A 20,535-nucleotide genomic window follows, 5' to 3' on the forward strand; every position below is an offset into this window, starting at 1 on the left:
TGCGCTTTTGTCTGGCGGGAGGCTGGCAGCGCGGCGCCCACGGAGTAGGATGCAAGGCGTTGAAGAGAACCGACCATGGCCGCCATCGATACCCTGCAAGTCTTTCAAGCGTTAAACAGCTCGCCGAACGCACGCCTTGTGCACAGCGCCGAGCTCGGTGACGGCTTGTCTGCCGCTTTGTGGACCAACCACCACGATGCGCAGGATTATGAAGCGCCGAGCCACCACACCCTGTCCTGCTATATCGCCGGTGGTACCGGCACATTCCGTCGCGATCAACCCGGTCAAAAAGGCGGGCCGGACAAGCTGTGCATCCTGCCGGCCGATCACGAGTCAGGCTGGGTGATCAACGGCGATATTCGCTTGGCGCACCTGTATTTCAGCGCCGAACAATTTGCCCTCGGTTGCGTCACGCTGCTGGATCGCGAACCCCGTGAGATGCAATTGCGCGAGCAGACCTTCCTCGAAGACCCACAACAGGCACAACGCTTCCGGCAGTTGCTGACGCTGAATTGGGACGAGCCAGCCGAGCGTCTGCTAACCAGCAGCCTCGCCCATGAATTGATCAGCCACACTTTGCTCAGTCAGGTCGGCGCACGTCAGGGTTTGCGTTTGAAGGGCGGGCTCGCACCGCATCAGCGTCGGCAATTGGTGGAGTTCATCGACACTCAGTTGGCCGAGCCGATTAGCCTGGGGCAACTGGCCGGGTTGTGCGCGCTGTCGGAATACCACTTTGCGCGGATGTTCCGGACGAGTTTCGGCCTGCCGCCGCATCAATATGTGCTGGCGCGGCGCTTGAGCCGCGCGCGGGAGTTGTTGCGCGGGACGGCGTTGCCGTTGGGCGAGATTGCGCTGTCGTGCGGGTTTGCCAGTGCCAGTCATTTCACTAATCGGTTCAAGCAGGTGTTGGGCGGGACGCCGGGAGAGTATCGGCAGGCGTTTTTGCGTTGAGCCCTTTTCCCCTCACCCCAGCCCTCTCCCGGAGGGAGAGGGAGCCGACCGAGGTGTCTGGCGCTATACGTCGACCTGAACCACCGAATCGATTATGGATTCGGTAAAGATCGATCACGTCGGCGCAGTTCTCCAATATCCCCCAATCAATCCCCTCTCCTTGAGGGAGAGGGGCCCGACCGAGGTGTCTGGCGTTATACATCGACCTGAATAACCGAGTCGATTATGGATTCGGTAAAGATCGATCACGTCGGCGGAGTTCTCCAATATCCCACAGTCAGTCCCCTCTCCCTCGGGGAGAGGGTTAGGGTGAGGGGCTTCTGATCTTGCCTTAAAACTCTAGGGTGCTGGACAGCGATACCTGTCGCGAATCGCCCATCGACACAAAGAACCGGCTCGCCGCCGAGGTGTAATACGTGCGATCAAACAGGTTCTTCACATTGAGCTGAAACTTGACCTTCTGCCCCTCGACTTTGGTGTCGTAAGTGGCAAATGCATCAGCCACGGTATAACTCGGCAAGTCGAAATCGTTGACCGCGTTCCCCGCACGTTCACCGACATAACGCGCTCCAGCCCCTACGCGCAACTGGTCACCGCCAATCACACTGCCGAAGTCATACACCGCCGACAACGAGCCGGAATTCTTCGCCACGTTTTGCAGGCGCTTGCCTTTATAGTCCGGGTCTTCGGTGACTTCGGCATCGGTGTAGGCGTAGCTGCCAATCATGCTCCAGTGATCGCTCAACTGACCGGTCAGGTCCATTTCCAGACCGCGCGAACGCACCTCACCGGCCGCGCTGTAGATCGTCGTCGGGCCTTCGGAGTTGGCCACCAGCACGTTACGTTTCTTGATGTCGAACAACGCAATGTTGCCGGTCACACGCCCCGGCAGATCCAGGCGCGCACCGAGCTCCCACGACTTGGCTTCTTCCGGCGCGATGCTGCCGTCGAGCACGGTGCTGCTGCCGCTCAGCGGGGCGATGGTCGAGTTGGGTTTGAACGATTCGGTGTAGCTGCCGTAGAACGACAAGGCGTCGGTGTAGCGATACACCAGACCGGCGCGCGGCACCCACTTCTGTCCGTTGCTGTCGGTGTTGGCTTTGAACGGCACGCCTTTGCCGGCGTACTGGTCGTACTCCTGGAAGCGCCCGCCGGCGACCAGAATCCACTGGTCGTTGAGGTGAATCGAGTCCTGCATGAACACCGAATCGCTGCGCAGTTCATCGGTCTGCGCACTATCGGGAGCGCTGACCGTCGTACCGGCGACTTCGCGGCCATACACCGGATTGAGGTAACTGAAGGTGGTCAGGCTTTTCTGCCGGATCAGGTCCTCGCGGTAGATCTTGCGGTACTCGTCATCAACGCCGAAAACGAGGTCATGCTGCATGCCCAGCACGTTGACCTTGCCTTCGAGACTGGCGGTGGTGAAACGGTCAGTGCTGATCGCGTTCTGGGTGCCGTCCATGCTGCGGGTCAGCGTGCCTTTTTTGGTGTCGATGGCGGTCACGCGGACTTGGCTGGCGTCGTAGGTTTCGCGGTTCCAGCTGTAGCCGAAATGCGCTTTCCAGTCGTCGTTGAGTTCGTGATCGGCTTCAAAGTGATACAGATCCGAACGGCCTTCCATGTTGTTGAACGGCTCGTCGAGACGCTCTTTGCGCGAGATGTCCAGCGGGTGATTGGTGCGCGGATCGATCAGCGTACCGCGATCGAAAGGCGTGAGAAATTCGCGGTGTTCGTAGGCAAACAACAGCTTGGTGCTCTCACCGAACCAGGCCAGCGACGGGGCGATCAGGGTTTCACGGTGGGTGCCGAAGTTGCGCCAGTAATCTTCGTCTTCGTGATCGAGCACCATGCGGTAGGCCAGCCCGGAATCGCCCAACGGGCCGGTGCTGTCGAGGCTGCCGCCGCTACCGTTCTTGCCCTCGCCGTAGGTTGAGCCGCGTAAGGTCAGGGCGTTGTACTGCGTCAGTTCGGGCTTCTTGCTGACCAGGTTGACCACGCCGCCCGGGTCTTGAATGCCGTACAGCAACGAAGCCGGGCCTTTGAGCACTTCAACCCGATCAACGGTGGCGTTCATGCCACGGCCCTGCACGATCGGCATGCCGTCGCGCATGATCGAGCCGTTGCGGTTGTCACCGAAACCGCGGGTCATCACCGAATCCTGAGTGCTGCCCAAGGTGTTGCCCTGGGTGATGCCGCTGACATTGGCCAGTGCATCGTCAAGATTGCGCGGCGCCTGATCACGGATGACTTGCGCCGGGATAACGTTGACGGTCTGCGGGATTTCCTGCAACGACGCCGAAGAACGCATCACCGAACTGGTTTCCGGCGGCTGATAGCTCATCGATTCGTCGCGCAGTGAAGTGATGGTGGTGGCGCCGAGGTTCAACGCGCCTTCGGTGGGTTTGGGCTCCAGTGCGAGCGTGTGGCTATCGGTACGGCGGAAGTTGAGGCCAGAGCCACTGAGCAAGCGTTGCAGCGCCTGTTCGGCACTCATCTGGCCATTGACGGCCGGCGCGGTGAGGCCGTACGGCGCTTCGTCGGTGTAGACCACGCTTTGCCCGGTGACGCGGCTGAAGTCACTCAAGGCTTGCGGCAGCGGTTTGGCGGCCAGGGAAAAATTGAACTGCTTTTGCGCCTGGCTGCTGACGGTTTCAGCGGCCAGAGACACGCTCATCGGCAGCAATGCCAATGCCGAAAAACTCAATGCCGACACGCCCAACCACTGTTTGACCGAACCCGATTTTGCCCTGGACTTCATGACTCAATGACCTGTGTAGAACCGCAACGGATGCGAATGACTCGCAGTTTCAGTCACTACACGGATGGGGCTTGGGTTTACCTCACCAACATTTGAAAATTATTTTTTGTGGTGTTCGATCGGGCGCCATCGCGAGCAGGCTCACTCCTACATTTGGAATGCGTTCCCTTGTAGGAGTGAGCCTGCTCGCGATGGCTTTAGCGCCTCAACGCAAAATAATCAGATGCCCCAACACCTGATGCTGCTCAAATCCCATCACCCCTTGCAGTGAACTGAGCACCGCGTGCGGATCCTTGCTCGGAAAACTGCCACTGACCTTGCGCGCCGCCAGCTCATCGTTGAGCAATACAATCCGCCCCGGGTAATAACGCCGCAGATCGTCCACCACATCGCCCAGCGTCGACTTGTAATAAGTCAGCCAGCCCTGACGCCAGGCCAGTTGCGCTTCGCTGTCCACCGCGTGAAGCTTTTGCGCCGTGCCTTCGCCGTAAGCAACCTGCTGACCAGCGGTGAGAACCTGCTGTTCGCCGTCGCGATCCGCCGTCACCCCAACGCGTCCGGACAACACCGTGACCTGCGCGCCATGCGGTTGCAGTCGCACTTCGAACTGCGTGCCGAGCACCCGCGCCTCGCCCTTTTCGGCCTCCACCACAAACGGCTCGCCAGTGTGCGTTACCGTGAAAAAACCGGCACCACGACGCAACTGAACATGTCGCTCGCCCTGACTGAAATCCACGGCAATCGCGCTATCGCCATCCAGCGTCACTTGCGATTGATCGGCGAGTATCACCGTGCGGATTTCACCGGGCGCCGAGACATAATCCGCGCCCAGATCATCGATCCAGCGCTGCGGTTGCCAGCCGGTGCCGAGGCTGACCATCAGCAAAAGACACGCCGCCATCGCCAGCGCCCCCGACCAACGCAAAAGCTGCGGACGACGCGGGCGATCCATCGCATCGAGATAGCCCTGCAATGCCAAGGCCTCTTCATCGGCCAGCGTGCGCGCAGGGCTTTCGCTCAATTCCCAGAGCACTTGCGCCTGCGCATAGGCCTCGGCATGCGCCGGATCGGCACGCAGCCATTGACTGAAGGTCAGTTGATCGCCGGCACTCGGCCGGTCATGCAACAGGCTCAGCCAGGCAAACGCAGCCTGCTCTTGCGCGGGCGTCGGAATAATGGAGTCGGATGGCTTCACGGTGCTTTCCCTGGCAGGCGTGGCGCGGGTTCGCGCAGGCTGGCCTTGCAGGCCTCGAGGGCGCGCATCATATGTTTTTCCACGGCACTTTGGGACAAGCCCATGGCTTTGGCGATGTCCGCGTATTTGCGGCCGTGGATGCGATTGAGCAAAAAGATCTGCCGGGTGCGCTCGGGCAAGGCGCGCAACGCCGCTTCGACATGCTTCAGATCATTGCCCGCTTCCAGCGCCGCTTGCGGTTCGCTGCCGTGGCTGTCCGGCGCGTCCGGTTGCCAGCCCTCGTTGACCCGCGTGCGCGTGCCTTCGCTGCGCAGATGATCGATGGCGATGTTGCCGGCGCAGCGCAAAAGATAGGTGCTGAGTTCTTCGACTTGCACCAGCGGCCGCCGCCAGAAACGCAGAAACAGGTCCTGCACCAGATCCGCCGCCGTCGCCCGGCAACCGACGCGGCGGTTCACCAGCGCCTCCATCTGCGAACGCTGGGACAGAAAAACCTGGAGAAAATGCGCACGCGCCCCGCGCGGCTCGTCGTCGCGGGAGTCCGGCGGCAGACCGATCAGCACTTCAGCACTGCGCCCATGCGGCAACCGGACTGGCCAGCAGACTGACCCCGGCCAGTGCCAACGCCAGACGCGGGCGATACGGCAGCAGCAATACCAACGCCAGGGCGCTGAGCATCAGCACGGCGAACCAGTCGACCAGGCCGAAACTCCAGCCGTTGGAGGTCACCGCCGCCCACAGCGAAAAGCCCAGCAGCAACCAGCCGGATAATGCCAGGCTCTGACGACGACGCGCGGAAGGCTTGTGGCCGAGCAATTCATCGTGGTGGCGAGGCATCGACAGGCACAACGCGGTGAATCCGGCGTAAGTCAGCAACAAGGGCAAAAGCATCAGTTCGTCCCTTGCTCAAGAATGATCGGCTGGGCCTTTTCGCGACGAGGCTTTTTAACGCTGACCGTGTTGCCAGCGCGCTGCATTGTCCATGCGGCCCAAGCGAGGAAAAAACCTGTTGCGAGGCACGCCAGATCAAAACCGGCCAACGCCCAATCGCGCTGCAGCAAAGCCACGCCGAGATTCCAAGGGGTGGTCAGCGCATTGATCAGCGGCACCGCGACAAACAGCGCCGCCCCCAGCACAAGCTGTTCAACCCAGGCTTTGCGCCCCGGTCGTACCATCGCGTGCAGCACGCTCAGGCCCCAGGCCATGAAGAAAGCGTTCACCTCCCAATCTGCACGTCCGGCGAGATTCACCGGCAACAGACGATTGGCCAGGAAGAACACCGCCACCGCCGACACCAGCCCGGCCATGCTGGCGATATTCAGCACTTCCACCAGCCGCAGGTCGAACGGCATCACGCCGCTCTTGGCATGTTTGAGTTGACGCTTGCCGAGCCAGATCACCAGCCCGGTGCCGATCATCGCGGTGCCGGCCAGCCCACAGATGAAATACAGCCAGCGCAACACCGACCCGGCAAAGTGGCCCATGTGCAAACCATAGAACGCGCCACCCACCGCCATCGCCAGCGGCTGCTCCGGTGTGCTGCCGAGCATCTGCCCGGTCACACCGTTGAAGGTCACGGCACGGCCAAAATCATGCACCACGCGATCACCCGCGCGGGACAGCACCACGGTGGCATTGGCATCACCCGGATTACTCACCGACAGACGCGCCGTGTGGCCGCCCGACCATTGCTCGCGGGCCTTGCTCAACAGCGGCGCCATCGCCGCCAGCGGCGCAGCGATATCGGCGCGCTCCGGGGTTTTCGAGGCGGGAAAAACTTCGTCATAGAACGTGCGCACGTCACTGCCGTAAGACGCGACGATGCTCGCCGGCATGACCATCGACATGAAAATCACCAGGCTGCTGTAGGTGATCATCAAGTGAAACGGCAGCACCAGTACGCCCACCGCGTTATGCCCGTCGAGCCAGGAGCGCTGGCCCTTGCGCGGGCGGAAGGTGAAGAAGTCCTTGAAGATTTTCTTGTGGGTGATGATTCCGGTGATCAACGCGACAAACATCACCATCGCAGCAATGGTCGATAGCCAACGGCCCCACGGATAAGGCATTTGCAACTGGAAGTGGAAACGGTAGAAGAACTCGCCGCCCATGCTTGCGCGGCCCTGCACTTCGGCGCCGGTTTGCGCATCGAGGGTTTTCGATTCAAAGCGCCCGCGCTCGCCGGGATTGGCCGGCGCTTGTTGCCAACGCACGGTGAGGCCGGGATCCCGGGCATCGGGCAAATCGATCAGCCAGCGTGACGCGCCGGCCGCGTGTTGCTGCAGATAATCCTGAGCCAGTGTCAGACTCGTCTCGGCACTCACCGATCGCGCGGGGATTTCCGGCTGCATCCAGTGGCTGATTTCATCCTTGAAATACGCCAGCGTCCCGGTCAGAAAAATCGCGAACAGCAACCAGCCGAACAGCAGTCCGGCCCAGGTGTGCAGCCAGGCCATCGCCTGACGAAAGCCCTCTTTCATGCCAGGCCCAATCCACGTGCCGCGCCGGAAATGGTTGCCAGAATCACGCTCGGCACCAGCAAGCCAACCCAGGCCGACCACGCCGTACGGCAGGCAAAACACCAGAGCACCGCCACCAGATAGACCAGAAAGGAAATGGTCATGCCAGTCACCACCGCTTCGGCTCGGCTCAACGGCAGCCACAGCGTCAGGGTGACACTGGCCAGCGCCGCGACGAGATAGCCGCCAAACACCGCGGCCAGCACCCGAGAGGTGACGGCCAGACGATAGGACATGGGAAGTGTGGCGAGTTTGCCTTTCATGTTTCGACCCTGAAACGAAAAACGTCCGACCGATAAGCCGAACCTGAGGCGAGCAATATTAATGATAAATATTCTCATACGCAAAAGCATCTGATTGCCGGTTGAGCGTTTCGCCCCCTACAATGCGAACAGTTCTTGTTCTCTAACGTACTCTCTACCGCGTCAAGAAAGCGCCCGGAGTCCACCGTTGTCGTCCGCCCATCCCGTCGAATCGCTCTATCAGGCTCATCACAGTTGGCTGACTGGCTGGCTACGGCGCAAGCTCGGCTGCCCGGACAGCGCGGCGGATCTGGCCCAGGACACGTTTATCAAGGTGCTGACCGCCCGCGAACCGCCGGTGATCATCGAGCCGCGCGCCTTTCTGACGACGTTGGCCAAGCGCGTTCTGTTCAATCATTACCGCCGTCAGGATGTCGAACGCGCTTACCTCGACACCTTGGCGCAGATGCCGGACATGGTCGCGCCGTCGGAAGAAGACAAGGCGATCATTCTGCAAACCCTGATGGAACTGGATGAGTTGCTCGATGGTTTGCCGCGCCAGGTCAAACGCGCCTTTTTGCTGGCGCAGGTCGATGGTCTGACTTATCCACAGATTGCTGGCGAACTGGGCATTTCCGTGGCCACGGTTAAACGGCATTTGAACAAAGCGGCGATGCGCTGCTATTTCGCCCTATGAACCGCGCACCGGATTTCTCCTCTCAAGTGGCGGAACAGGCCGTGCATTGGTTGCTGGAAATGCAGCAAGGCGCACTGAGTCCGCGCCAGCAAATGGCGATGCAACAATGGCTGGATGCGCACAGCGAGCATCGTCGGGCGTGGGAGCATATTCAGCGGGTCAACCAGCGTTTACGCGGAGTGTCGTCGCCATTGGCGCACGCGGCGTTGAATGGAGCGAAGTCCGGCAGTCGTCGTCAGGCACTGAAACTGCTGCTGATTCTCGGCGCCGGTTCGGCGTTCACTTGGGGCATGCGCGAACACACACCGCTGCCGTCGCTGCTCGCCGATTTCCGCAGCCCGATCGGGCAACGGCGCAAGGTCGCACTGGGTGCCGGCGATCAGTTGCAACTCAACACAGCCAGCGCGGTGGATGTCGACACTTCGGCGCGACTGATCCGCTTGCTCGAAGGCGAAATCCTCCTGACGGCCGCGCAATCTTTCGAAGTGCGCACGGCTCAGGGCCTTCTGAAAACCCAAGGCGCGCGCCTCAATGTGCGACAGTTTGCCGATCGTACACAGGTCGCGCTGTTCGACGGTCGGGTCGAACTGAACAGCAATGGACGCGCGCCGATGTTGCTGCCGCTCGCGCGTCAGTTGAGTTTTACCTCGACATCCGTCAGCGAAGCCAAACCGCTGGATGCCAACAGCGGCGCCTGGGCCGACGGCATGTTGGTGGCGGCGCACATGCGCCTGGGCGACTTCCTCGATGAGCTCGGCCGCTATCGTCGCGGCCAGCTCAATTGCGACAGGAGCGTTGCCGATCTGCTGATTTCCGGGACTTACCCACTGGACGACAGCGAGCGGATTCTCGACCTGCTGGAAATCAGTTTGCCGGTGAAGGTGAGGCGCTTTACCCGTTACTGGGTGAGCGTCGAAGCACGGGTTTAAAAAACATCAAAAATAAATGAGCCGTTTTTCAGATCTGGCGTGACAGAGAAGGAAAGCCCCCTTGATTCAACCTTCTCAGGATCAACCACCATGCACCCAACCCGCCTCACGCCACTGGCCCGTAGCCTGCGCAATCTTGTCCTCGGCGCCAGCCTGAGCTTCAGTGCCCTGCCCGCCGCAGTGGCTGCCGATGCCAAGGCCTATCACATCGCGCCGTCGTCACTGGAAAACGCTCTCAACCAGTTTGGTCGTGAAGCAGGCGTGTTGATTTCATTTGGTTCGCAAGTCACCAGCGGTGTGCAAAGTCGAGGTCTGGAGGGCAGCTACACGCCTGAACAGGGTTTGAACGCGCTGCTCGAAGGCACCGGTCTGCAAGCACGCGCCGAGGGCAACAATGCGTTCAGTCTGCAACCGGTGGCAGACGCTGCGCTGGAGCTGGACACCTCGAAAGTCGTCGGCGACTGGCTCGGCGATGCTGCGCAAATCAACGTCTTCGAACATCCCGGCGCCCGTGATGTAATCCGCCGCGAAGAGTTCGAGCGTCAGGGCGCTACTCAGGCGCGTGATGTGCTCAACCGCATTCCCGGCGTCAACGCCCCGGAAAACAACGGCACTGGCAGCCACGACATGGCGCTGAACTTCGGCATTCGTGGGTTGAATCCGCGATTGGCCGCGCGCTCGACGGTGTTGATGGACGGCATTCCGGTGCCGTTCGCGCCTTATGGCCAGCCGCAGTTATCGTTCGCGCCAATCAGCATGGGCAACATGGATGCCGTGGACGTGGTGCGCGGCGGCGGCGCGGTGCGTTACGGCCCGCAGAACGTCGGTGGTGTGGTCAACTTCGTGACTCGTGCGATTCCTGACGAGCCAACGGTCAAGGGCGGCTTCCAGACCGAAACCAGCCCATCGTCGAGCCATGACGGCTTCAAGACCAGCGCGAACCTGCTGGCCGGCGGCACCAATGAAAATGGTCTGGGCGGCGCGTTGCTCTACTCCGGCACCCGTGGTGGTGACTGGCGTGAACACAGCGACACCGAGATCGACGACCTGATCCTCAAGGGCAAATACCAGCTCGACGACGCCAACAGCTTCAACGCCATGGCCCAGTACTACGAAGGCAAGGCTGATATGCCCGGCGGTTTGAACGTCGCCGATTACGACGCCGACCCGTATCAATCGACACGGCCGAAAGACCAGTTCTGGGGCCGCCGCACGATGTTCAATTTCGGCTATCGCTATCAGGAAGATCGCCGCGAATTCACCGCCAATACCTTCTTCACCAAGACCCTGCGCAGCGGTTATCTCGATCAGGGCACGTTCCTTTCGCTGTCGCCGCGCGAGTATTGGGTGCGCGGTCTGGAAACCCGTTTCGCCCAAGGCTTCGACCTCGGCCCGACCAGCCATGAAGTCGGCGTCGGCTACCGCTACATCAACGAGGCCGGTCATGAACTGCGCTATCGCACGCCGATCAGCAGCAACGAATACCCGACCACTGCCAGCCGCAACGACCGCGACACCCGTGGCGGCACCGAGGCCAACGCGCTCTTCGTTGACGACCGCATCGACATCGGCAAATGGACGATCACCCCGGGCGTGCGCTACGAGATGATCGAGTCGCAACAAACCAACAACCTGACCAACGTCAAATACAAGGGCGACTACAACACCGCACTGCCGGCGTTGAACGTGCTTTATCACCTGACCGACAGCTGGAATCTGTACGCCAACACCGAAGGCTCGTTCGGCAGCGTGCAGTACAGCCAGATGCCCAACCGTGTGACCAGCGGTGAAGTGAAACCGGAGAAGGCGCGCACCTGGGAACTCGGCACTCGCTATGACAACGGTGCGTTGCGGGCCGAGATCGGCGCGTTCCTGATCAACTTCGACAATCAGTACGAAAGTAACCAGACCAACGACTCGGTGATCGCCCGTGGCGAAACCCGTCATCAAGGGATCGAGACCAGCGTCAATTACGCGCTGGATGACTTGAGCCCGGCGCTGGCCGGTTTTGATGTCTACGCCACTTACGCTTATGTTGACGCGACCATCCGCGAAGACGGACCGAACAAAGGCAATCGCGTGCCGTTCTCGTCGAAACACAAAGGCACGATTGGCGTCGGTTACACCGAAGGGCCGTGGAAGTTGAATCTGGACAGCAGCTTCCAGAGCGACCAGTTCGCTGACAACGCCAATACCTCGAAAGAAAGTGCCGATGGCAGCACCGGCAAGATCCCGGGCTACATGCTGTTCAGCAGCCGCGCCGGGTATGACTTCGGGCCGCAGTTGTCGGATCTGAATGTGGCGGTGGGCGTGAAGAACATCTTCAACACGCAGTACTTCACCCGTTCGTTTGATGACAACAACAAGGGTAAGTATGTGGGGGAGCCGCGGACAGTTTATGTGCAGACTTCTTTGGCGTTCTGAGGATTGAAAAGCCCCTCATCGGAACGCCGCCCGCCTAACCCTCTCCCAGAGGGAGAGGGGACTGATTGGGGGATGCTTCAGAAATTCATCGACCTGCAAGTGCTTTGCCGAATCCATAATCGACTCGACCTGAAACCGCTTTGCCGAATCCATAATCGACTCGACCTGAAACCGTTTTGCCGAATCCATAATCGACTCGACCTGAAACCGTTTTGCCGAATCCATAATCGACTCGACCTGAAACCGCTTTGCCGAATCCATAATCGACTCGACCTGAAACCGTTTTGCCGAATCCATAATCGACTCGGTCTTTCAGGTCGATGTACAACACCAGACACCTCGGTCGGCCCCCTCTCCCTCCGGGAGAGGGCTGGGGTGAGGGCCCGCAGGTCAACAGGTCAACAGGTCAACAGGTCATGGTCTACAGTAAAACTTCAAACCAACTTCACAAGGATCGTGAAGCATGCAAACCCGCCCCACCCTCGCCCAATTCGCCCGCCAGTTACGTGTCAACCAAACCGATTGCGAACAGCTGCTCTGGCAAAAACTCCGCTCCCGCCAAATCGCCAATCTGAAATTTCGTCGGCAGTTTCCCTGTCCGCCTTACGTACTGGATTTTTACTGTGCCGAGCTGAAGTTGGCGATTGAACTGGATGGCGGTCAGCACTTTGAAACGCAGGAACTGATTCATGACCAACGCCGGACGCACTATCTGAATCAAAAGGGCATTGAAGTCGCGCGCTTCAGTAATCTCGAGGTGATCCAGCAGATGGACGATGTGCTGGAGCAGATCATAAGAATTGCGGCGAATCGAAAAATGCCCTCACCCTAACCCTCTCCCAGAGGGAGAGGGGACTGACCGGGGGATGCTTGCGAGCTACGCCGACCTGATTCTGCTTTGCCGAATCCATAATCGACTCGGTCTTTCAGGTCGACGTACCTCTTCAGACACCTCGGTCGGCCCTCTCCCGGAGAGAGGAGGACTGATTACGGGATGCTTCAGAAATACATCGACCTGAAACCGCTTTGCCGAATCCATAATCGACTCGGTCTTTCAGGTCGACGTACCTCTTCAGACACCTCGGTCGGCCCTCTCCCGGAGAGAGGGGGACTGATTACGGGATGCGTCAGAAATACATCGACCTGAAACCGCTTTGCCGAATCCATAATCGACCCGGTCTGTCAGGTCGATGTAGCCCGCAAAACACCTCGGTCGGCCCCCTCTCCCGGAGGGAGAGGGCTGGGGTGAGGGGCCGCTTTCTTATGCCCTGCGCAAAAACCGCCACAAACAAAAACGGGCCTGCATTCGCAGGCCCGTTCTCATTGGGTGGCTTATGAAATCAGCGCATCAACTGTTGATCGCTGCCTGTTCATTCTCAAGAAATTCTTCCTCCAGCAGAGCGTCATTCGCCTTGCTAAATGGCACCACAGCGGCACGTGGCTTACCTCGCAGTTTGCCGAAAAGGTGCTCCAGTGCGTGCTCGAGTTTTTCGGCAGCGCCGTCGATCGCCTGTTCCAGCGAATCAGCCTTGTGGGTCACGGAAATCGGTTGATGGCCTTTTGGCCGCGCTTCCAGTTGGCAGCGCATGTCATGGGGACCTGGTTTGTCACCGTTCTCGTCGGCCAGATGGACTTCGACGCGGGTCAGGTCTTCTTCATAACGTTCGAGCGTGCTCTCAATGGTTGTACGTACCCACTCCTCCAGTCGTTGACTACTTTGAATATGGTTATCGCTGTTGACTTGGATTTGCATAGTTCATCCCTTATTTCAGCTAGCTCGTGAGAGGCCTTGAGTTGAATTTCCTGACCTCCTGGTTACAACAATCGGCCCGACCGGCGAACATTTCAACCCCTGAAAAAAGATAAATATTCATTCGCAAAAAAAGCCGGACAACCGAGCAAAGCACTGGTAAGGTCGGGAGTTGGGTCGCCTCGCAACCCGGCAAAATTTGCTCACAATTGCCCGTCGTTCAACGGGTGCAGACTGCGAAAAATCCCCGCCTCTTCGACCAGCCAATCATGCAACGCACGTACGCCCGGATGGCTCAACGCCCCCGGCGCATACAGCAACACGTAGCGTTTGTGATTGGGCACCGACAGGCCAAACGGCACAATCAATGTGCCTCGCTCCAGTTCATCGTTAAGCAACGTGCGTCGGGCAATCGCCACGCCCATGCCGGCAATCGCCGCTTCGATGGTCAGGTGATTGCGATTGAACGTGTGCCCGCGCCGTACGTCGGCGCCCTCGAAGCCAATCGCGTTCAAGTAGAACTCCCACTCCGCGTATTCATAACTGCCACGCCAGGCAGTGATGTCATGCAGCAACGGGAAATGCACCAGATCCGCTGGCCCATGCAATCGCGGACGACCACGCAACAGACTCGGCGCACACACCGGGAAAATCTGCTCATCGAGCAACGCTGTGGATAACAGCCCGGGGTAACTGCCATCGTTCAGATCAATCGCCAGATCAAAGTCACCCTCGTGCAACGGCACGCTGCTGTCCTCGGCGACGAGCCGCAGCTGAATATCCGGATAGCGCTGTTGCAGGCGCGGCAAACGCGGCGTCAGCCACTTGCTGAGGAATGACGGAATCGAGCGCAGGCGCAGAATCCCGCTGATCATTCCGGCATCAAGCCGTCGCAATTCCGCATCGATGCTGCCATATGCCTCATTGACGGTAATCGCCAACCGCTGCCCCTCTGCACTCAATTCCACACCGCGCGCGCGCCGATGAAACAGGCGAAACCCGAGGCGTTCTTCCAGTTGGCGAATCTGCTGGCTGACCGCCCCCGGGGTGATGTGCAGTTCTTCGGCACAGCGGGTAAACGACAGATGCCGCGCGGCACAGGAAAACACCTGAAGCCAGACATAGGTCTGGGCATGCAATTGACGACTCATCGTTTAGTCCTGCTAAAGGCTTACTTAGGAAGTTTCGTTAGTCACGTAGGACCGAGGTAGGCAGTATCGCCGACATTGCGCTTGTCCTACAAAAAATGGCAGCGATTCCTACTCCATTGCTTGTAAGGGTTTAGCATGGCTATCAGTGTTTTCGATCTATTCAAAGTCGGCATCGGCCCGTCCAGTTCCCACACCGTCGGCCCGATGCGCGCAGCAGCGACCTTCGCTCAAGCGCTGATCGATCAACATTTGTTGAACGATGTGCGTCGTGTGGAAATCCGTTTGTACGGTTCGCTGTCGGCCACGGGTGTCGGTCACGCCACTGACCGCGCGACGGTGATGGGCCTGATGGGCGAATGGCCGGACAGCATCGATCCGGCGACCATCGATCCACGCATCCAGGAACTGCGCGAGACAGGCCAACTGTCCCTCGCCGGGCAAAGAGAAATTGCCTTCGACTGGCAGCGTGATCTCCTGCTGCTGGACGAGAGCCTGCCCTACCACCCCAACGCCATGTCGCTGACAGCCTTTGGCGAAACTGCCGAGCTGTTCGAGCAGACGTACTACTCGGTTGGCGGCGGTTTCATCATTGAAGCAGCGGAAGCCGAGTCCGGTGTGGCGCCGGCCGGTGACGTGGTGTTGCCGTACGATTTCTCCAGCGCCGCCGAACTGTTGTCGCTGTGCAATCAGCACAACCTGCGCGTGTCCGAACTGATGATGGCCAACGAGCGCGCCTGGCGCAGCGACGCGGAAATCCGCCAGGGCCTGCTGCACATCTGGTCGGTGATGCGCGAGTGCGTCGAACAAGGCCTGCGCCACGAAGGCATCCTGCCCGGTGGTCTGAATGTGCCGCGTCGTGCAGCGAAACTGCATCGCAGCCTGCTGGAGATAGGCAAGCCGAACGTGATCAGTTCGACGCTGTCGGCAATGGAATGGGTCAATCTGTTCGCCCTCGCCGTCAACGAAGAGAACGCGGCCGGCGGGCGCATGGTCACCGCGCCGACCAACGGTGCAGCGGGGATCATCCCGGCCGTTCTGCACTACTACATGAAATTCAATCCGGACGCGTCTGACGATGATGTCGTCGCTTTCTTCCTCGGTGCGGCCGCCGTCGGCATTTTGTGTAAGAAAAATGCCTCGATCTCCGGCGCCGAAGTCGGCTGTCAGGGCGAAGTCGGTTCGGCCTGCGCGATGGCCGCTGCCGGCCTCGCTGACGTGCTCGGCGCCACCCCGGAACAATTGGAAAACGCTGCGGAAATCGGCCTGGAACACAACCTTGGTCTGACCTGCGACCCGGTCGGTGGCCTCGTGCAAGTGCCGTGCATCGAGCGCAATGCCATCGCCGCCGTGAAGGCGATCAACGCCACGCAAATGGCTTTGCGCGGCGACGGCAAACATTTCATTTCCCTCGACCGGGTGATCCGCACCATGCGCGATACCGGCGCCGACATGCACGACAAATACAAAGAGACTTCACGGGGCGGCCTGGCTGTGAGCTGGGTGGAATGCTGAGGCGCATTCCCTGACCGCCCAGGCAGACCGCACCCAACGGTCTGCCAACCGTGAGCCCGAGCAAAAATAATAACGAGGCGATACCGATGACCGATGTACGTACACCTGCTGCCGATAATCCCGCTGTAGACCGCACACGCAATGCAGAAACAGCCCACAAGGGCTGGAACAAATTCGACACCACCTGGATGCTTGGACTGTATGGCACCGCCATCGGCGCCGGGACTTTGTTTCTGCCGATCAACGCAGGTGTAGGCGGTTTCTGGCCATTGTTGATTCTGGCTGTGCTGGCCTTCCCGATGACGTTTTTTGCCCACCGTGGTCTGTGTCGTTTTGTCTTGTCCGGTCGCTCCGGGGACATCACCGAAGTGGTCGAAGAACACTTCGGCTTCGGTGCCGGCAAGCTGATCACGCTGCTGTATTTCTTTGCGATCTTCCCGATCCTGCTGGTCTACAGCGTGGCGCTGACCAACACCCTGAGCAGTTTCCTCGAACATCAACTGCACATCGCCCCACCGCCTCGGGCAATCCTCTCGCTGGTACTGATCCTCGGTTTGATGGCGATTGTTCGTTGCGGTCAGAGCGTGATCGTCAAAGCCATGAGCGTGTTGGTGTATCCATTCGTCGCCGCGTTGCTGCTGCTCGCGGTCAGCCTGATTCCGAACTGGAACGGCGCGTTTTTCGCCAGTGCTCAAGAAGCCATGCCGATGTCGGTTTTTCTCAAGACGCTATGGCTGGCGATTCCGGTGATGGTGTTCTCGTTCAACCATTCGCCGATCATCTCCGCGTTCGCCGTTGATCAAAAACAACGCTACGGCGAGCAGGCCGAACGCAAAAGCAGCGGCATCCTCGCCATGGCCCACGGCATGATGGTCGTCACGGTGATGTTCTTCTGCTTCAGTTGCGTGCTGGCGTTGTCGCCGGCGGATCTGGCAACCGCCAAGGCACAGAACATTTCGATCCTGTCGTACCTGGCCAACCACTTCCAGACCCCGGTCATCGCTTATGCCGCGCCGTTGATTGCGCTGGTGGCGATCACCAAATCCTTCCTCGGCCACTACATCGGCGCCAGCGAAGGCTTCCAGGGCATGATCGTGAAGACCCTGCGCAGCCGTGGCCGGGTGATGTCGGCGAGCTGGCTGAACCGCGCGACCGCCGTGTTCATGATCCTCAGTTGCTGGGCCGTGGCGACTTTCAACCCGAGCATCCTCGGGATGATCGAGGCTTTCGGTGGGCCCGTGATTGCCTGTCTGCTGTTCTTGATGCCCATGTACGCCATCCGCCGCGTGCCAGCCTTGCGCCAGTATTCGGGGCAAGCGTCCAACGTATTTGTGGTGTTGATCGGTCTGATTGCACTGTCAGCGATCATCTACCTGGTTCTGCCCTGAAAACGGGCCATTAAAAAAGGCGAGCCGCGTAGCTCGCCTTTTTTATGCCCGTGTTCATTGTTCGACAATTTTCCCGGCACAGCCCTTGCTACGTCCCTATAGGAGCTGCCGCAGGCTGCGATCTTTTGCTCTTCATGATCGAAATCAAAACACTGAAGGTCAAAAGATCGCAGCCTCGTTTCTCTCGACAGCTCCTACATGAAGCAACAAATACAGGCCACGGAATGGCCGGTGATCCGGTTTGGCGAACCAACCCGATCACGGCCGGTCAACAACTGCACGTTCAATCAGGCGGTGACGCATCATGGACAATCCTTTTCAGATCATTACCGATGCCTTCGCGCCGGACTATCAGATCAACCTGAGCATTCAGGGCCTGGATGGCAGCATCATGCTGACCCTGTCCAACAGCGGCCGGATCGTGGCCAAACGGATGATCAGTGCCGAACAGCGCAATGACCCTGCGCGTCTCAAGCGGCTGGTGCAAAGCATTCAATTCGGCATCGCCATCGAGCAGGGCCACAGCGCTATGGCGATCCTCGAAGCGATGACCGGTGGCGACGGGCTGACCCCGCCACCGCCCCTCGTCAGCAGCCAGCCCCGACCTGCGGCCGGGCTTTAAAGCTCGCCCTTCTCGACTTCAGGATGCTCGCTGGAACCGGCGCCAAGTTTGCGCTGTGGTTTCTCGATCTTCACCGACGGAAATTGTGACGAGGCGTAACGCACCACCAGAATCGAGAAGGCCAACAGCAGAATCCCGCCGCACAGGTAGATGATGCCCATGTCCGGCGGGTTGTGGTGCGAGACATTGGAGATCAGCAGACGGGTCAGCGCGGTGATCGCTACATAGATCAGAAAGCGCACCGGCATGTGGTTGGTCTTGAAGTAAATCCCGACCATCGCCCCCAATTCGAGATAGATGAACAGCAGCAGAATGTCATCGATCTTGATGTGGCCTTCCTCGAGCATCCCGAGAAACTCCATCACCGCCGCCCACGCCGTCACCGCACCGATGGCGAACAGCGCCAGATAGTGGAAGGTCTCGACGAACAGGTTGCCCAGGGACTCGGCCAGTTGATGCACGTTTTGCCGCAGTTTCTCGGCCCAGTTGATTTTCACGATGATGTTCCTTAGCTCGAATGCGAGCGGATGATGCGTGTTGGACGTGACGGTTTTCTGCACGTAACGGTTTTCATGCAGAAAAGAGGCCACGCCATCATGGCGAACCGCCGCCAGACCCGCGCCGTGGCGTTTGGTCGCACCGCTGTGCTTTTGTGGGAGCGAGCCTGCTCGCGAATGCAGCGACACGGTCTCCCTGACAAACCCGAAATCCGGTCTACATTGAAAAGCCACTACCCATGGCGCAGGGATTCGCTTATCCTTTTCGCTGTATATGGATACAGTAGTCGTCAAGACAACTTAATGTGAAGGCATGTGAGGTGGTGAATGGCCGTCGAAGTGGTATACCGCAGCAGCCGAGATCTGGAGCGCTTGTTCATGGATAAAGCCGAAGCTGACCGTCATGACAAAATGCTCGAACTGGCCGAATATCTGGCCGATGTGCTGCAAAAAGCCGTTCCGTCCCTGACTGAACAGCAAGTGGAAGAAGCCGGGATCTACATGGCGAAGAATCGCGATGTGTTCGCCCGGGCGTTCAAGAGCCAGCCGGATGCGCTGTCCGAGCTGCTCAATGCACCCGCTGAACCGGTCGAAAAAGCTGAAGTGGCAGAACCTGCTGAAGCCCCGGTGAAGCCGGTCAAAGCGGCGAAGGCTGCGAAGTAATCCAGCCCGAATTGAATAGGCCCTGAGTCGAATGGCTCAGAGCCTTTTTCATGCCTGTGAAACTCAGCGATACAAAACTTTCTCCGCCAACTCATCCGCCACCCGCGCCGGCGAACGCTTCTCCGCCTGCGCATGCGCAAACACCTCGGTCAGCCGAGAGCTGATTTTCGACAGATGCGCAGTAATCGTCGGCAATTCCTCGCCACGGTGTTTCAGCGAGACGTAAATCAGCCCACCCGCATTGATCACATAATCCGGCGCATACAGAATCCCGCGCCGTTCCAGTTGATCGGCGACATCCAGATGCGTCAGTTGATTGTTTGCCGAACCCGCCACCGCCGAGCAACGCAGTTGAGTAACGCTGTGGCTGTTCAGCACACCGCCCAGACCGCACGGCGCAAGGATGTCACACGGCGTGCTGAGTAACGCGTCGTTAGCGATCGGGTGAGCATTGAGTTGTTCCATCGCCAGTTGCACTTTGCCGTGGTCAATGTCGCTGACCAGCAGTTCTGCCCCGGCGGCGTGGAGTTGCTCGGCCAATGCGTAACCGACATTGCCCAAGCCCTGAATCGCGATGCGCAAACCTTCGAGATTGTCGCTGCCCAGCCGGGCCATGGCGGTTGCCCGAATGCCGGCAAACACGCCCATCGCTGCGTGTGGTGCGGGGTCACCGGCCGACGTGGTGCTGGTGACATGCTGGGTCTGCTGGGCGATGCAGTCCATGTCCGCCACCGAGGTACCGCTGTCGATCGCGGTGATGTAGCGACCGTCGAGCTGTTCGATGCAGCGGCCAAAGGCTTCGAACAGCGCGCCACGGTTTTCCACATGCACCGGACGCACGATCACCGCAACGCCACCGCCTTGCGGCAACCCCGCCAGTGCGGCCTTGTAACTCATGCCCTGAGCGAGGCGAATGGCATCCTCAACGGCAGATTCGTCATTGGGATAGGCAAGATAACGACATCCACCCAAGGCTGGCCCGAGGCGACTGTTATGGATGGCAATGACCGCCTTCAACCCGGTGACCGGGTCGACGCTAAGGTGCAGCGATTCCAGGCGAGTGCTTTGCATGAGCGCAAACATCGTTGGGCTCCCGAATCACTTCTTGTAGAACGCCAGTATAGGCCTGCGCCCGAAAATTGCTGGAGCGCACCGGAATAAGCGCCCGCGTCGACAACGGCTTTGCGGCATAACCCGACACCGGTGTTGCGGGGCACTGGACGAATCTCGCGGACCG

At 59.5% G+C, this 20,535-nt stretch carries 19 protein-coding genes and 1 pseudogene; 9 read left to right on the plus strand and 11 right to left on the minus strand.

Going from position 1 to position 20,535, the window contains the following annotated elements:
- The first annotated feature begins 75 nt into the window (after positions 1-75).
- Complete coding sequence (locus KBP52_RS13545; protein ID WP_077571196.1) at positions 76-951, plus strand: AraC family transcriptional regulator; 876 nt, start codon at positions 76-78, stop codon at positions 949-951.
- Between the two features lie 331 nt (positions 952-1,282).
- Here KBP52_RS13545 and KBP52_RS13550 read toward each other — a convergent pair whose 3' ends face one another.
- From KBP52_RS13550 to KBP52_RS13575, 6 genes are all read right to left on the minus strand, one after another.
- Positions 1,283-3,712, minus strand: a complete 2,430-nt coding sequence (locus KBP52_RS13550) for a TonB-dependent receptor (RefSeq protein ID WP_212622939.1) — start codon at positions 3,710-3,712, stop codon at positions 1,283-1,285.
- A gap of 205 nt (positions 3,713-3,917) precedes the next feature.
- On the minus strand, positions 3,918-4,907 hold the full coding sequence (locus KBP52_RS13555; RefSeq protein ID WP_212622940.1) for a FecR family protein: 990 nt from the start codon (positions 4,905-4,907) through the stop codon (positions 3,918-3,920).
- Positions 4,904-5,470 (minus strand): RNA polymerase sigma factor, encoded by a 567-nt coding sequence (locus KBP52_RS13560; RefSeq protein WP_137219291.1) that lies wholly within the window; start codon positions 5,468-5,470, stop codon positions 4,904-4,906. The genes KBP52_RS13555 and KBP52_RS13560 overlap by 4 nt, the downstream gene beginning before the upstream one ends.
- A 1-nt stretch (position 5,471) precedes the next feature.
- Positions 5,472-5,798: a DUF3325 domain-containing protein gene (locus KBP52_RS13565; protein WP_212622941.1), complete on the minus strand. Its 327-nt coding sequence runs from the start codon at positions 5,796-5,798 to the stop codon at positions 5,472-5,474.
- Entirely contained in the window at positions 5,798-7,384 is a 1,587-nt protein-coding gene (locus tag KBP52_RS13570) for a PepSY-associated TM helix domain-containing protein (protein ID WP_212622942.1), read from the minus strand. Before KBP52_RS13570 ends, KBP52_RS13565 begins: the two co-directional genes overlap by 1 nt.
- Positions 7,381-7,686: a DUF3649 domain-containing protein gene (locus KBP52_RS13575; RefSeq protein ID WP_016986986.1), complete on the minus strand. Its 306-nt coding sequence runs from the start codon at positions 7,684-7,686 to the stop codon at positions 7,381-7,383. The genes KBP52_RS13570 and KBP52_RS13575 overlap by 4 nt, the downstream gene beginning before the upstream one ends.
- 187 nt (positions 7,687-7,873) lie before the next feature.
- Between KBP52_RS13575 and KBP52_RS13580 the strand changes: the two genes are divergently transcribed.
- From KBP52_RS13580 to fecA, 3 genes are all read left to right on the plus strand, one after another.
- Positions 7,874-8,362, plus strand: coding sequence for a sigma-70 family RNA polymerase sigma factor (locus tag KBP52_RS13580; protein ID WP_212622943.1), 489 nt, complete (start codon positions 7,874-7,876; stop codon positions 8,360-8,362).
- Positions 8,359-9,291, plus strand: coding sequence for a FecR domain-containing protein (locus KBP52_RS13585; RefSeq protein ID WP_212622944.1), 933 nt, complete (start codon positions 8,359-8,361; stop codon positions 9,289-9,291). Before KBP52_RS13580 ends, KBP52_RS13585 begins: the two co-directional genes overlap by 4 nt.
- A gap of 90 nt (positions 9,292-9,381) precedes the next feature.
- A complete protein-coding gene (fecA, locus tag KBP52_RS13590) occupies positions 9,382-11,715 on the plus strand; it encodes a TonB-dependent Fe(3+) dicitrate receptor FecA (protein WP_212622945.1) in 2,334 nt (777 codons plus the stop codon).
- A gap of 85 nt (positions 11,716-11,800) precedes the next feature.
- Here the strand turns inward: fecA and KBP52_RS13595 are convergent, their stop codons facing one another.
- The gene (locus tag KBP52_RS13595) at positions 11,801-12,043 is read right to left on the minus strand and encodes a hypothetical protein (RefSeq protein ID WP_212622946.1); all 243 of its coding nucleotides are present in this window, start codon (positions 12,041-12,043) and stop codon (positions 11,801-11,803) included.
- Between the two features lie 135 nt (positions 12,044-12,178).
- Between KBP52_RS13595 and KBP52_RS13600 the strand changes: the two genes are divergently transcribed.
- The gene (locus KBP52_RS13600; RefSeq protein WP_077571188.1) at positions 12,179-12,547 is read left to right on the plus strand and encodes an endonuclease domain-containing protein; all 369 of its coding nucleotides are present in this window, start codon (positions 12,179-12,181) and stop codon (positions 12,545-12,547) included.
- 516 nt (positions 12,548-13,063) lie between these two features.
- On the opposite strand, the gene KBP52_RS13605 is transcribed toward KBP52_RS13600, so the two are convergent.
- On the minus strand, positions 13,064-13,468 hold the full coding sequence (locus tag KBP52_RS13605) for an HPF/RaiA family ribosome-associated protein (protein ID WP_116029519.1): 405 nt from the start codon (positions 13,466-13,468) through the stop codon (positions 13,064-13,066).
- Between the two features lie 200 nt (positions 13,469-13,668).
- Entirely contained in the window at positions 13,669-14,616 is a 948-nt protein-coding gene (locus tag KBP52_RS13610) for a LysR substrate-binding domain-containing protein (RefSeq protein ID WP_212622947.1), read from the minus strand.
- A 135-nt stretch (positions 14,617-14,751) separates the two neighbouring features.
- On the opposite strand from KBP52_RS13610, the gene KBP52_RS13615 reads away from it, so the two are divergent.
- The 3 genes from KBP52_RS13615 to KBP52_RS13625 all read left to right on the plus strand — a co-directional run bounded on the left by KBP52_RS13615 (position 14,752) and on the right by KBP52_RS13625 (position 18,138).
- Positions 14,752-16,128, plus strand: coding sequence for an L-serine ammonia-lyase (locus tag KBP52_RS13615; protein ID WP_212622948.1), 1,377 nt, complete (start codon positions 14,752-14,754; stop codon positions 16,126-16,128).
- An 86-nt stretch (positions 16,129-16,214) separates the two neighbouring features.
- Positions 16,215-17,516 (plus strand): serine/threonine transporter, encoded by a 1,302-nt coding sequence (locus KBP52_RS13620; protein WP_212622949.1) that lies wholly within the window; start codon positions 16,215-16,217, stop codon positions 17,514-17,516.
- Between the two features lie 304 nt (positions 17,517-17,820).
- Positions 17,821-18,138 (plus strand): DUF3509 domain-containing protein, encoded by a 318-nt coding sequence (locus KBP52_RS13625; RefSeq protein WP_212622950.1) that lies wholly within the window; start codon positions 17,821-17,823, stop codon positions 18,136-18,138.
- On the opposite strand, the gene KBP52_RS13630 is transcribed toward KBP52_RS13625, so the two are convergent.
- Positions 18,135-18,635 carry a phosphate-starvation-inducible PsiE family protein gene (locus KBP52_RS13630; protein ID WP_026000737.1) on the minus strand — a complete coding sequence of 167 codons (501 nt, stop codon included), beginning with the start codon at positions 18,633-18,635 and terminating at the stop codon, positions 18,135-18,137. The genes KBP52_RS13625 and KBP52_RS13630 overlap by 4 nt on opposite strands.
- A gap of 327 nt (positions 18,636-18,962) precedes the next feature.
- Between KBP52_RS13630 and KBP52_RS13635 the strand changes: the two are divergent.
- Positions 18,963-19,202: pseudogene (locus KBP52_RS13635) on the plus strand (YebG family protein); the annotation flags it as partial.
- Positions 19,203-19,361: 159 nt separating this feature from the next.
- Here KBP52_RS13635 and KBP52_RS13640 read toward each other — a convergent pair.
- A complete protein-coding gene (locus tag KBP52_RS13640; protein WP_116029514.1) occupies positions 19,362-20,381 on the minus strand; it encodes a Glu/Leu/Phe/Val dehydrogenase dimerization domain-containing protein in 1,020 nt (339 codons plus the stop codon).
- Positions 20,382-20,535 lie beyond the last annotated feature (154 nt).

The sequence above is a fragment of the Pseudomonas sp. SCA2728.1_7 genome (assembly GCF_018138145.1).
Taxonomy (GTDB): Bacteria; Pseudomonadota; Gammaproteobacteria; order Pseudomonadales; family Pseudomonadaceae; genus Aquipseudomonas; species Aquipseudomonas koreensis_A.

Bases quoted from the DNA above. Each gene is read 5' to 3' on its own strand.
- KBP52_RS13545 (WP_077571196.1), top strand. From the start codon at position 76: ATGGCCGCCATCGATACCCTGCAAGTCTTTCAAGCGTTAAACAGCTCG.
- KBP52_RS13550 (WP_212622939.1), bottom strand. From the start codon at position 3,712: ATGAAGTCCAGGGCAAAATCGGGTTCGGTCAAACAGTGGTTGGGCGTG.
- KBP52_RS13565 (WP_212622941.1), bottom strand. From the start codon at position 5,798: ATGCTTTTGCCCTTGTTGCTGACTTACGCCGGATTCACCGCGTTGTGC.
- KBP52_RS13570 (WP_212622942.1), bottom strand. From the start codon at position 7,384: ATGAAAGAGGGCTTTCGTCAGGCGATGGCCTGGCTGCACACCTGGGCC.
- KBP52_RS13575 (WP_016986986.1), bottom strand. From the start codon at position 7,686: ATGAAAGGCAAACTCGCCACACTTCCCATGTCCTATCGTCTGGCCGTC.
- KBP52_RS13585 (WP_212622944.1), top strand. From the start codon at position 8,359: ATGAACCGCGCACCGGATTTCTCCTCTCAAGTGGCGGAACAGGCCGTG.
- fecA (WP_212622945.1), top strand. From the start codon at position 9,382: ATGCACCCAACCCGCCTCACGCCACTGGCCCGTAGCCTGCGCAATCTT.
- KBP52_RS13600 (WP_077571188.1), top strand. From the start codon at position 12,179: ATGCAAACCCGCCCCACCCTCGCCCAATTCGCCCGCCAGTTACGTGTC.
- KBP52_RS13605 (WP_116029519.1), bottom strand. From the start codon at position 13,468: ATGCAAATCCAAGTCAACAGCGATAACCATATTCAAAGTAGTCAACGA.
- KBP52_RS13610 (WP_212622947.1), bottom strand. From the start codon at position 14,616: ATGAGTCGTCAATTGCATGCCCAGACCTATGTCTGGCTTCAGGTGTTT.
- KBP52_RS13615 (WP_212622948.1), top strand. From the start codon at position 14,752: ATGGCTATCAGTGTTTTCGATCTATTCAAAGTCGGCATCGGCCCGTCC.
- KBP52_RS13620 (WP_212622949.1), top strand. From the start codon at position 16,215: ATGACCGATGTACGTACACCTGCTGCCGATAATCCCGCTGTAGACCGC.
- KBP52_RS13625 (WP_212622950.1), top strand. From the start codon at position 17,821: ATGGACAATCCTTTTCAGATCATTACCGATGCCTTCGCGCCGGACTAT.
- KBP52_RS13640 (WP_116029514.1), bottom strand. From the start codon at position 20,381: ATGTTTGCGCTCATGCAAAGCACTCGCCTGGAATCGCTGCACCTTAGC.